Source organism: Psychroserpens sp., from assembly GCF_036960315.1.
In the GTDB taxonomy this organism is placed as follows: Bacteria; Bacteroidota; Bacteroidia; order Flavobacteriales; family Flavobacteriaceae; genus Psychroserpens.
In genome coordinates, this window is record NZ_JBALVR010000002.1 from 1 (window position 1) to 12,176 (window position 12,176).

Annotated in this window: 10 protein-coding genes; 9 read left to right on the plus strand and 1 reads right to left on the minus strand. The window is 33.5% G+C overall.

The annotated features are described in order from the left end of the window. The first annotated feature begins 584 nt into the window (after positions 1–584). The 5 genes from thrS to V7719_RS03680 all read left to right on the plus strand — a co-directional run bounded on the left by thrS (position 585) and on the right by V7719_RS03680 (position 7,269). Complete coding sequence (gene thrS, locus V7719_RS03660) at positions 585–2,528, plus strand: threonine--tRNA ligase (protein WP_335728519.1); 1,944 nt, start codon at positions 585–587, stop codon at positions 2,526–2,528. Positions 2,529–2,592: 64 nt separating this feature from the next. Then, a complete protein-coding gene (gene infC, locus V7719_RS03665; protein WP_335728931.1) occupies positions 2,593–3,108 on the plus strand; it encodes a translation initiation factor IF-3 in 516 nt (171 codons plus the stop codon). Positions 3,109–3,199: 91 nt separating this feature from the next. Further along, positions 3,200–3,397, plus strand: coding sequence for a 50S ribosomal protein L35 (gene rpmI, locus V7719_RS03670; protein ID WP_028873111.1), 198 nt, complete (start codon positions 3,200–3,202; stop codon positions 3,395–3,397). Between the two features lie 105 nt (positions 3,398–3,502). Beyond that, positions 3,503–3,847, plus strand: a complete 345-nt coding sequence (gene rplT, locus V7719_RS03675) for a 50S ribosomal protein L20 (protein ID WP_335728520.1) — start codon at positions 3,503–3,505, stop codon at positions 3,845–3,847. A 164-nt stretch (positions 3,848–4,011) separates the two neighbouring features. Next, a complete protein-coding gene (locus V7719_RS03680; protein WP_335728521.1) occupies positions 4,012–7,269 on the plus strand; it encodes an amidohydrolase family protein in 3,258 nt (1,085 codons plus the stop codon). A 49-nt stretch (positions 7,270–7,318) separates the two neighbouring features. On the opposite strand, the gene V7719_RS03685 is transcribed toward V7719_RS03680, so the two are convergent. Next, positions 7,319–7,507 (minus strand): hypothetical protein, encoded by a 189-nt coding sequence (locus V7719_RS03685; protein ID WP_335728522.1) that lies wholly within the window; start codon positions 7,505–7,507, stop codon positions 7,319–7,321. 225 nt (positions 7,508–7,732) lie between these two features. Here V7719_RS03685 and V7719_RS03690 point away from each other — a divergent pair, with 225 nt between their 5' ends. The 4 genes from V7719_RS03690 (at position 7,733) to V7719_RS03705 (ending at position 12,175) form a co-directional block, all read left to right on the plus strand. Then, on the plus strand, positions 7,733–8,275 hold the full coding sequence (locus tag V7719_RS03690) for a hypothetical protein (protein ID WP_335728523.1): 543 nt from the start codon (positions 7,733–7,735) through the stop codon (positions 8,273–8,275). 18 nt (positions 8,276–8,293) lie between these two features. Further along, positions 8,294–10,528, plus strand: coding sequence for a caspase family protein (locus V7719_RS03695; protein WP_335728524.1), 2,235 nt, complete (start codon positions 8,294–8,296; stop codon positions 10,526–10,528). An 88-nt stretch (positions 10,529–10,616) separates the two neighbouring features. Then, complete coding sequence (locus tag V7719_RS03700) at positions 10,617–11,480, plus strand: toll/interleukin-1 receptor domain-containing protein (RefSeq protein WP_335728525.1); 864 nt, start codon at positions 10,617–10,619, stop codon at positions 11,478–11,480. A gap of 11 nt (positions 11,481–11,491) precedes the next feature. After that, the gene (locus tag V7719_RS03705; RefSeq protein ID WP_335728526.1) at positions 11,492–12,175 is read left to right on the plus strand and encodes a hypothetical protein; all 684 of its coding nucleotides are present in this window, start codon (positions 11,492–11,494) and stop codon (positions 12,173–12,175) included. Position 12,176: the final 1 nt, after the last annotated feature.

Below are 12,176 nucleotides of genomic sequence, written 5' to 3' on the forward strand. Positions count from 1 at the left end.
GTGTTAAGCCTGCCGCTAGCGTTCATCCTGAGCCAGGATCAAACTCTTCATCGTTAAATTTTAAGTCTTGCGACTATTTTTTAACAACTATCGAAATTGTTTAATTTCAGTACTCAAAATGGTCTATTCTTTTGTTTGAAAATTATCGTTTCCAATAACTTTCTTACGCTGTCAATTCAATATGTTAATGAACTTTTTTCTCTTTACCTAAGCACTTTATTACCTAAGCGGGTGCAAATATAAAACCCTTTTTTTAATCCCACAATACTATTTGATTTTATTTTTGAATTATTTTTTTAACTCTACTTTAATCACCAAATTTTATAGGAACTTAACTAAACTTATATCGCTTAGCGGGTGCAAATATACAACACCTATTCTATTCTAACCAAACCTTTTTTAACCTTTTTTTATTTTATTTTTTTACCATGTTATAACTCTACTATAAATGAATACCTTAGGAAAGTATTTTTTATTATTCTTCATGTAAAGAATAACTTCGCAACCCACAATATTATATATAACATATATTGTATGTAATTATATAAGACACTATCTTTGCCTTCCTAATTAGAGTCATAAATATGATAAACATTACATTACCAGACGGAACCGTTAAAACTTACGAGGAGGGAACAACTCCAATGGAGGTTGCCAAAAGTATAAGTGAAGGATTTGCTAGAAATGTGATTTCAGCAAATTTCAATGAAGAAACTATTGAGTCTTCTACTCCATTATATAAGGATGGTTCATTAATATTATATACCTGGTCAAATACTGAAGGTAAAAAAGCATTCTGGCATTCAAGTTCTCATGTCTTAGCACAAGCATTAGAAGAGCTCTATCCCGGAATCAAATTATCAATTGGACCGGCTATTGAGAACGGGTTTTATTATGATGTCGATTTTGGAGAGCATTCAATTTCAGAAAAAGATTTCAAAACGATTGAAAACAAAATGCTAGAAATCGCTCGAGGTAAGCATGAGTTTACAATGCGCTCTGTTACTAAAGATGAAGCTCTATCATTATATAAGTCTCAAGATAACGAATACAAGGTCGAATTAATTGAGAATCTTGAAGACGGTACCATTACGTTTTGTGACCATTCGACTTTTACAGATTTATGTCGTGGTGGACATATTCCAAATACAGGAATAATTAAAGCTATAAAAATCATGTCAGTCGCTGGTGCTTATTGGAGAGGTGATGAAAACAACAAACAACTCACTAGAGTTTATGGTATCACATTTCCGAAGCAAAAAGAGCTGACAGAATATTTACACTTATTAGAAGAAGCAAAAAAACGTGACCATAGGAAGTTAGGCAAAGAATTAGAATTGTTTACCTTTTCGAAAAAGGTAGGTCAAGGTCTTCCGTTATGGTTACCTAAAGGAGCTGCTTTAAGAGAACGTCTTGAAAACTTCCTTAAAAGTGCTCAGAAAAAAGCTGGATATGAAATGGTAATAACACCTCATATTGGGCAAAAAGAACTTTATGTAACCTCTGGACACTATGAAAAATATGGAGCAGACAGTTTTCAACCCATTAAAACTCCAGCAGAAGGCGAAGAATTTTTATTAAAACCAATGAATTGCCCACACCATTGTGAAATATATAACGCAAGACCTTTTTCCTATAAAGAATTACCAAAACGATATGCAGAATTTGGTACAGTTTATAGATATGAACAAAGTGGCGAATTACATGGATTAACGAGAGTAAGAGGCTTTACGCAAGATGATGCTCATATTTTTTGTACTCCAGATCAATTAGATAAAGAATTCAAAGACGTTATAGATCTTGTATTATATGTATTTGGCTCGTTAGGTTTTGAAAATTTCAAAGCTCAAGTTTCCTTAAGAGATCCTGAAACTCCAGAAAAATATATAGGTAGCGACGAAAATTGGAAAAAAGCTGAAGACGCTATCCTAAATGCTGCAATTGATAAAGGTTTAGATTATGTTGTTGAAACAGGAGAAGCTGCTTTTTACGGCCCAAAATTAGACTTTATGGTAAAAGATGCTCTTGGAAGAAACTGGCAACTTGGAACAATCCAAGTAGATTACAACCTTCCCGAACGCTTTGACCTTACCTATAAAGGCAGTGACAATGAGCTACACAGGCCAGTAATGATACATCGTGCACCTTTTGGTAGTATGGAACGATTTATTGCAATTTTATTAGAACATACAGGCGGTAATTTCCCGCTATGGTTGATGCCAGAACAAGTTATTGTCTTGTCATTAAGTGAGAAATATGAAAAATACTCCGAAAAAGTTTTAAATCTGCTAGAAAATCACGAAATTCGCGCCCTTGCAGATAATAGAAATGAAACGATAGGTAAGAAAATCCGTGAAGCGGAAATGAATAAAATACCTTACATGATTATTATTGGTGAGAATGAAGAAAAGGAAAATAAGATTTCTGTTCGTCAACATGGTGGTGAAGACTTAGGCATGATTAGTGTACAAGAGTTATCGGAAATTGTTGATAATGAGATTAATAAGACATTAAAAACATTTAAATAAATAAGTTTAATTATAAAATATATAAGTCATAGCAATACGTAGAAGACAAAACTCCAAAAGAGTAATAAAAGAAGATCAACACAAAATCAACTCCAAAATTAGAGCTGAAAAGGTAAGACTTGTTGGCGATAATATTGAGGTTGGTATTTATTCAACAAAAGACGCACTAGCTATTGCAGATGAGCAAGGCTTTGATCTTGTTGAAATATCACCAAAAGCTGATCCTCCTGTATGTAAAGTTATGGACTATAAAAAGTTCCTTTACGAACAAAAAAAGCGTGAAAAAGCTTTAAAGTCTAAAGCATCAAAAGTAGTGGTCAAAGAAATTAGATTTGGTCCACAAACTGATGATCATGATTATGAGTTTAAAAAGAAACACGCAGAGAAATTTTTAAAAGATGGTGCCAAACTTAAAGCCTTTGTGTTTTTTAAGGGACGTTCTATCATATTTAAAGAACAAGGTCAAATCTTATTATTAAGATTAGCTCAAGATCTTGAAGAACTTGGCAAGGTAGAACAAATGCCACGATTAGAAGGTAAGCGTATGACGATGTTCATTGCGCCAAAAAAACCTAAATAAAGCCAATACCTTTATTTAGAATAGATAAGAAAAAATGCTGAAATAAATTCAGCATAAAGATAATAAGCGAATCGTAAATAAAAATAGGAAAATGCCTAAAATGAAAACAAAATCGAGTGCTAAGAAACGTTTTAAACTAACTGGCACTGGTAAGATTAAAAGAAAGCATGCTTTTAAGAGTCACATATTGACAAAAAAATCTAAAAAGCGTAAGCTTAGGTTAACTCATGATGGTTTAGTACATAAAGCAGATGAGAATAACATTAAAACAATGTTACGTTTAAAGTAATAGCGTTTTAATCGGTTAAAACAAATTATAAACCCTGGAGTTAGGCAAAGCAATTTAGCAAGTATCGATTATCGATCGCCTACTACAAAAAAAACAATTTAAAAAATGCCAAGATCAGTAAATTCAGTAGCGAAAAGAGCCAGAAGAAAAAAGGTTCTTAAGCAAGCAAAAGGTTACTTTGGAAGACGTAAAAACGTTTGGACAGTAGCAAAAAATGCGGTTGACAAAGCGATGCAATATTCGTATAGAGACCGTCGAGTAAAAAAGAGAACATTCCGTTCATTATGGATTATGCGTATTAACGCAGGAGCTAGATTACATGGAATGAGCTATTCAAGGTTTATGGGAAAACTTAAAGCTAACAATATCGAATTGAACCGTAAGGTTCTTGCAGATTTAGCAATGAATAACCCAGAAGCTTTTGAAGCAATAGTAAACAAAGTAAAGTAAGGCGTTCGCCTAAATAATAACAACAATTCGCTTATAAAACCGATTCAGAAATGAATCGGTTTTTTTATGCCTTATCTTTTCCTAATAAGTAGATTTCAACAAAGTACACTATCATGAAATTTCATTTTTTATAACTAACTTACAAGTCAATTAAAACCAATCACATGAAGCGTATTCAACTCATCGCAACCCTCATTCTACTCATTACTTTCAATACTTATAGTCAAGATAAAGAAAAGCCCGAACCTTGGGATGTATCAAACCCAGAAGGTAATTGGGATTTTAAAGAATTAAAGTTATCCACCGATGAAGGAACTTGGATGAATTTGGATGTAAGTCCAGATGGTACATCTATCGTTTTTGATTTATTAGGAGACATCTACAAATTGAATGCCAATGGAGGAAAAGCCACCATTTTAAGAGAGGGTTTACCTTTTGAAATTCAACCTCGATTTAGTCCTGATGGAAAACATATTTCATTTACTAGCGATGCTGGTGGTGGAGATAATATCTGGATTATGAATAGCGATGGTTCTGACGCCAAGCAAGTCACAAAAGAAAAATTTAGATTATTGAATAATGCTATTTGGACACCAGATGGAAATTATCTAATCGCCAGAAAACATTTTACTTCAGGTCGCTCACTAGGTGCTGGTGAACTATGGATGTATCACAAAACTGGAGGTAGCGGAATTCAGCTTACGAAAAAGAAAAACGACCAACAAGATGTTAATGAACCTACATTATCCCCAGATGGAAAATACCTATACTATAGCGAAGATGTCTACCCGGGTGGTTCCTTTCAATACAATAAAGACCCAAACAGTCAAATCTATGTGATTAACCGTTATGATATGAAAACGGGAAAGACAATTAGAGTCACTGGTGGTCCTGGAGGAGCTGCACGCCCTCAAATTTCCAGAGACGGAAAAAAGCTAGCCTTTGTAAAACGTGTTCGTACTAAATCAGTTTTATATATTCATGACTTAGACACTGGTGAAGAATGGCCAATCTACGATCAACTTAATAAAGATCAGCAAGAGGCTTGGGCTATTTTTGGTGTTTACACCAACTTCAATTGGATGCCTAATGATGAAGATATCGTTATTTGGTCTGGCGGAAAAATAAATAGAATAAACATCAACACACTTCAGGTTTCTAATATTCCATTTCAAGCTGATGCTACTATTAAAATTGCTAAAGCAATTGAGTTCGATACGCCTGTATCTCCTGATACGTTTGATGCCAAAGTGATTCGGCATGCAACAACTTCTCCCGACGGAAAGTCAATTGCTTTCAACGCCTTAGGTTATTTATATACTCAAAAATTACCTAATGGAAAAGCGAAGCGCTTAACCTCTGAAAGCGATTTTGAATTTGAGCCTACCTTCTCTCCTGACGGAAATACAATTACCTATGTCACATGGAATGATGAGAATTTAGGTGCTTTATATTCAGTTCCTGCGGTTGGCGGAATATCAACAAAATTATCTTCGGAAAAAGGTATTTATAGAAATCCTTCTTATTCACACAACGGAAAACATATTGTCTATCGTAAAGAAGGTGGTAACAATGAACAAGGCCGAACATTCTCTAAAAAGAGAGGTTTATATGTTATGAATTCTGACGGATCCAATGTAAAACTTGTCACAAAAGAAGGCGATTACCCAATGTTTAATGAAGATAACACAAGAATTATTTACCAAAAAGGTGGACAGTTTTTTGGAGCACTGACTAAAGAATTAAAAAGTATTGATCTTAATGGTTTTAATGAACGCATTCATGTAAAATCAAAATATGGAAATATTTTAGTACCAAGTCCTGACGGGAATTGGATTGCATTTGTTCATTTACATAAGGTCTATATGGCTCCTATGCCTAAGGCTGGAAAAACCTTAGACCTTACAGACAAATCAAAGTTTGTTCCTATTACCCAACTTTCAAAAGACGCAGGCATCAATTTACATTGGTCAAAAGATAGCAAGATGTTGTATTGGACTTTAGGTAATCAGTACTACACAGCTAATGTTTCCGCGGACACAAAACTTGTAGAAAAAGGTACAAAAATCAACTTAGAAGTTAAAACGGATAAACCTACAGGCAAGATTGCTTTAAAAGGTGCTCGAATTATTACTATGGTAGGTGATGAAGTTATCGAAAATGGAACGATTGTCATCAATAACAACAAAATTGAAGCTATTGGAAATGCTTCAGATGTGTCTATTCCTTCAGATGCAAAAGTGTATGACGTTTCAGGAAAAACAATCATGCCTGGAATGGTTGATGCGCATGCACATATTGGTGGTTTTAGATATGGATTAACCACACAAAAGCACTGGCAATTTTATGCAAATTTGGCTTACGGAGTAACGACAGCTCATGACCCTTCGGCACACTCTGAAACGGTTTTCGCGCTTTCCGAATTACAAAAAAACGGAACACTTGTTGGACCACGCCTCTACTCTACAGGGTTTATTCTTTATGGAGCTGATGGTGATTTTAAAGCTGTGATAAACAATCTTGAAGATGCACGTTCATCAATAAGAAGAACAAAAGCTTTTGGCGCATTATCGGTTAAGAGTTACAACCAACCAAGACGCGAGCAAAGGCAACAGGTCTTACAAGCTGCTCGTGAAGAAGGTATATTTGTTGTTCCAGAAGGAGGATCGACCTTCTATCACAATATCACTATGGTCATGGATGGACATACAGGCGTTGAACATAATATTCCAGTAGCTCCAGTGTATAAAGATGTACTAGAGCTTTGGGGAAATAGTAATGTTGGCTACACACCTACACTTATTGTTAATTATGGAGGAATGAATGGTGAAATGTTCTGGTATCAAAATACCAATGTTTGGGAAAATGAAAAGCTATTAAAATATACACCTAGAAGTATTATCGATTCACGTTCAAGACATCGTCTTATGATTCCTGATGAAGAATATGAAAATGGGCACATATTGGTTTCTAAAACCTGTAAAGCATTGAGTGATGCTGGTGTTAAAGTGAATCTTGGTGCTCATGGACAACTCCAAGGTCTTGGTGCACATTGGGAATTATGGATGCTTCAACAAGGTGGAATGAGTAATCATGAAGCATTAAAAGCTGCTACTATAAATGGTGCTGATTATATTGGAGCTGCTAATGATATTGGCTCACTTAAAAAGGGAAAATTAGCCGATTTAATTGTGATGGATAAAAATCCGTTGGAGGATATTCGAAATTCTGAAAGCATTATCTATACGATGATTAATGGTCGTTTATATGATACTGAAACCATGAATGAAATAGGAAACGAATCTAAAGACCGAACGAAGTTTTATTGGGAAAACTCAAAATACAATCAAGCATTTCCTTGGCATGAAGAAACGCAGAGCTTCACCAGAGGTGCATGTGGTTGCCATGTAGGTTCACATTAAAAAAAAAGCCTATTCAAATTGAATAGGCTTTTTTAATATATGTAAGATATTATTTTGCTTTGGGCTTAATACTTAAACCTGGTTTTGATTTTGCTGGCTTAATACCTAAACCCGGTTTTGATTTTGCTGGCTTAATACCTAAACCCGGTTTTGATTTTGCTGGCTTAATACTTAAACCCGGTTTTGATTTTGCTGGCTTAATACTTAAACCCGGTTTTGATATTCCATCTTTAGACATAATTAAGGTGTTTTTGAATTAATTTATACTAATATAAATAAAAAATATGTAAATTAAACAACTATTACATATAACTTACCTTACAACCAACCGCATTAATGAGTAAAACAATATTCTACAAATTAAAATCATTCCTCAAAGAGTGTCACAAAAAAACCTATTTAAACACTCTAAAATTTCAATAAGCCATGTGTGTTTGGCTGTAATAAACATAAATAATTAATCATGAACTCAGACCAATTTATAAAACTTTTAGAAATAGTTATTTGGCCTTTCACTTTACTTACTTTACTTTTTGTATTAAAAAAATTCTTACCTGATCTCATAAAACGCGTAGGCTCTTTTGAGGCCACAGCAACAGGGATTTCGATGACTTTTCAAGAAAAGATTGAAGAAGCCAAAGAGGTGATAACTGGTAATAGCGGTCAACAAGACTTTGTAACCACGAGCACCAAATCAAAATCTAGTGTTAAGATTCATGTCGAAAAAAACAAACAAGTAAAGGGCCAAACACCATATCAAATACTACAAGGGATTCGAGAATCTTTAAGCCACAAAATAATTCTTAAAGCTCAAGAACATGATATTGATACCAAAAACATATCAAGCATTGAATTAAGCAAAATATTAAAAGAAATTGGTGGCATCACTTTTCAAAAAGCAAAAGCTTTTCAAACGTTAATAGATCTTACCAACGCTGCAGATGCGTTTGTAAATCAAAATCAAGCAAATCAAGTAAAACAGCTATTTGATGGTTTTGAGCTTTAATTCTTTAAAAAAACAATTATGAATAACCTCGATAATGCATATGCCCTATTAATAGGTGTTGGTGATGATTTACCTGACACTATAAGAGATGCTACTGCTATTTATAATATTCTTGTTGATGATAAACTTGCAGGATATAAAGAAGAGAATGTTTTACTTATTACTAATGAAAAAGCAGATCGTAAAGGAATTTTAGAGGCTTTTGATTTTCTAGTTAAAAACACTAATGAAGATTCTTCTGTACTATTATTCTATTCTGGACATGGAGGGCAATACGAACTCGAGGATGAATCCAAATACTTCTTACAACCTTACGGTATGATTGCCGATCAATATGAAGAAACTTGGGTAAGTGCTGAAGAATTAAAAGAAAAAATTAATAATATTGCCTCTAAGCGATTAGTATTCTTTTTAGATTGCTGTCATGCGGAAGGAATGACTAAAGGTGGTTTCTTTTCAAATAAAGGCTCGTCCAACTCAGAGGATAAGAAAAATAATAAAGCAACTGAAAACCCTGAAGGCCTAGCCCAAAAAATTGACAATGATAAAGGGATTTCTATTGTATCATCCTGTAGAGAAGATCAACTTTCCTATATTTTGGATGGTGACAAAAACAGTCTCTTCACTAAATGTCTATTACAAGTTTTAAAAGCAGAACACAAGCAACATTTTGAAGAAGACTATATAAGAATATCTGAAGTTATACAATTTATTTTCAGAAAAGTTCCTGAACTAGAGCCTCGTCAACGACCTTATGTCAATTTACAGATTTATGATGATTTTGTATTAAGTTACATTCCAAAAGAGGCAAGGAAATTAGTGAATCCAAAAGCGCAAGAAAGCAATAAAACGGAAAACAAAAATGAAATCACTCAAAAAAGTGAACGCAAAGAAATAGTTACATCATTCAGAAAAACTGAAGGAGCAACAAATTTGCTGTTATTTATCCATGGTTTTTCTGGAGAAGCATCAGACACTTATGGTAAAATTCCTGAGATGCTTTGTGAAAATTCTAAAATGGATGGTTGGGATATGCTTCCACTTGGATATTCACAATATGTAAAACCAGAACTTGGAAAAGATATTTGGGCTGCTGTTGAGGACGTTAATAAAATCGCCGATTATTTGGTCACCTCTTTTAAATATAAATTTGAAAAATATAATCGTATTGCAATTGTTGGTCATAGTCTTGGAGGATTAGTTGCGCAAAGAGCCCTTATAGAAATCCCAGAAAAATTACGCTCAAAATTAAGCCATGTTTTACTTTTCGGCACTCCAAGTGCTGGTATTGATTCAGAATTGTTGACTAGGTTATGGAACAATAAATATGCTGAAATGAGTAGTGATGGACCATTTATAAAAAAATTACGAGAAGACTGGAACACTACATTTAAGGATCCTTACCCATTTAAATTAAAAGTCGTTGGAGCAACTAATGATGAATTTGTTTCTAATAAATCATGTTATAGTTCTTTTAAAGAAGAACATCATGTCACAATTAGTGGCAGTCACTTAACAATGATAAAACCAAATGATGAAAACACAGATTGCTACAATCTTATTTTAGATACGCTTACAGGAAATAAATTTTACAACAAATACACTAACAGAGAAGAAATAAACTTGGCTTTAGGAAAATATGATGCTGTTGTAAAAGAGTTGCTGCCAAAAGTTAAAAGTATAAGTCAAAATGGGCTAAAACAACTCATCTTTAGTTTGGAAGGCTTAGATAGAAAAGATGAAGCTCTAGAAATCCTTAATAATCATCCTTCAGCAAAGAGCGATACGGATTTAATGGGAATCATTGGAGGCAGATATAAAAGGCAATATCTAAATTCATTCTCAAAGAATGATGGCGACACATCTTTTAGCTATTATAGCAAAGCTCTTGCACTAGCGACTAAAGAGGAAAATCATAATCAAATTTATTATCACGCCATTAATTTGGCCTTTTTAAGCATTGCATTTCAAAACAACGAAAGTAAGATGCTAATGTATGCAAAACAAGCGCTTACTTCGGCTAAGGAATGTAGAGATAATCTATGGAAATATGCAACCATTGCAGAAGCTAATATGTATATAGGCAACATGAAAAAAGCAAAAAAATTCTATTCAAAAGCCGCAAAATTGGCTGGAGTACGTCAAAAAATTTCAATACACACCAATGCATATAATGGTTATATAAGTGTAATGCAAATGGACGATGCTAACGATAAGTTTATAAAATTCTTAAAATCAAGTTTTTTATCATAACCATTTACATTATGGCTTATACCCAAAATAAGTGATTAAGTTATTTTTTATATATTTAGATATTAATTAATCCAACCCTCTAGAAAACATGAATATTGAATCTATATTTGTTAGCTATTCAAGTAAAGATCGACCATTCGCCTTAGGGCTAACAAAAGAATTACAAAGTCTAGGTGCTAATGTCTGGATCGATCAGTTAGGAATTAAACTTGGTCAGAACTGGGATAACGCAATTGATGATGCATTAGAATCTGCGGATACCGTGATTTTAATAATTTCACCAACAGCGGTTTCGTCTCAAAATGTACAGGATGAAGTTTCCATAGCGATTAATGAAAATAAGAAATTTGTTCCAATTATGATCAAAGAATGTGATCTTCCAATGCGCTGGCAGCGTCGGCAATATGCTGACTTAATTAACAATCCTGATAAAGCCATTGGAGATATTTTGGAATTCTTGGGTATTGAAAAAAAGGATGGTACAAATTTAAAAAATGTAATCTCTCTTATTGGTGTGTCAGAGGCTCAACCAACAACAGTTAAGTCTGTTACAGAAGATTCAAAAGGAAAAACTGTAAAAGAAGATATTGATATTGATGCCTTATTGGTTTCAGAAGCCGAAATTGATCGTGCAATTGTAATGCATCAAAAAGGAATAAAAAAGAATTGGCAATTAATAGCCTTCGTTGGGATTATTAGTTTATTGCTTATGGCTTCACTTCTATTTCTCAAAGATCTTGCCTTGCCAAAATGGACCATTTTAATAGGTTGCATATCCATAAATTTATTATCGATAAGGCCATATGGTAGCGTTAGAAAACGAATAAGAAATATTGACCTAATGAGTTTACTGAAATTAAAAAGAGATCGTCTAACACGGGTTTTAAATAAATTAACTGAAACTGAAATTGACGCTTTTAGCAACGAATTCCTGAATTATATTAAAGCCTAAATCCAAATTGTATGAAACGTGTTGATGAAAAAATAAAAGAAATTGAGAAAAAAGACAAAAACAACCGATTACTATATATTGGGTTCATAGTCGTCATTGGTGTTTTTATGATTTTTGCATTAAGGACTGGTAAAAAAATTAGAAACCAAGGTGAAACCATAGTATCTCAAGGAGATACTATTGCACAACAATTAGAAACTCAAAAAGAACTCAATATAGAGTTAGAAGGGACTATTACAGAACTAAAGCAAAGTTTGCGACCTAAAGAATATTGGAATCATATAAAGGACGATAGTTCTGTTGAATCCTATATTGAATATATTACGAATGACTGGGGAATTGACAAACCACAAAACAATATGGTTAAAGCCTACGAGACTTTACATTCTGATAATCTTAACGTTGAACAGGTCGGTTGGTTATATATTGGTTCACTTAATATTAGAGGAGAATTTAAAGACTCAAAAAACAGGACTATTATTGTTTTGCCAAAAGATCAAGGTGCTAGAGAACCTAAAAAAAATGACATTATAAAATTAACTTATAAAAGAGAAATGAATACGTATACCAGAGCATCTCATAAAAGTAGATTTCGAACTGGAAAAGGATGGCGTCCTGGAACAAAGGCCATAGTTATTGAAAGTTATAAAGATCCTGGATCAACTGATTATTTTATAAAAATAAAGTACTATTAGA

What these genes read in the sequence shown, in the direction of transcription:
- thrS (WP_335728519.1), top strand. Translation starts at nt 585, where the DNA reads ATGATAAACATTACATTACCAGACGGAACCGTTAAAACTTACGAGGAG.
- rpmI (WP_028873111.1), top strand. Translation starts at nt 3,200, where the DNA reads ATGCCTAAAATGAAAACAAAATCGAGTGCTAAGAAACGTTTTAAACTA.
- rplT (WP_335728520.1), top strand. Translation starts at nt 3,503, where the DNA reads ATGCCAAGATCAGTAAATTCAGTAGCGAAAAGAGCCAGAAGAAAAAAG.
- V7719_RS03680 (WP_335728521.1), top strand. Translation starts at nt 4,012, where the DNA reads ATGAAGCGTATTCAACTCATCGCAACCCTCATTCTACTCATTACTTTC.
- V7719_RS03685 (WP_335728522.1), bottom strand. Translation starts at nt 7,507, where the DNA reads ATGTCTAAAGATGGAATATCAAAACCGGGTTTAAGTATTAAGCCAGCA.
- V7719_RS03690 (WP_335728523.1), top strand. Translation starts at nt 7,733, where the DNA reads ATGAACTCAGACCAATTTATAAAACTTTTAGAAATAGTTATTTGGCCT.
- V7719_RS03695 (WP_335728524.1), top strand. Translation starts at nt 8,294, where the DNA reads ATGAATAACCTCGATAATGCATATGCCCTATTAATAGGTGTTGGTGAT.
- V7719_RS03700 (WP_335728525.1), top strand. Translation starts at nt 10,617, where the DNA reads ATGAATATTGAATCTATATTTGTTAGCTATTCAAGTAAAGATCGACCA.
- V7719_RS03705 (WP_335728526.1), top strand. Translation starts at nt 11,492, where the DNA reads ATGAAACGTGTTGATGAAAAAATAAAAGAAATTGAGAAAAAAGACAAA.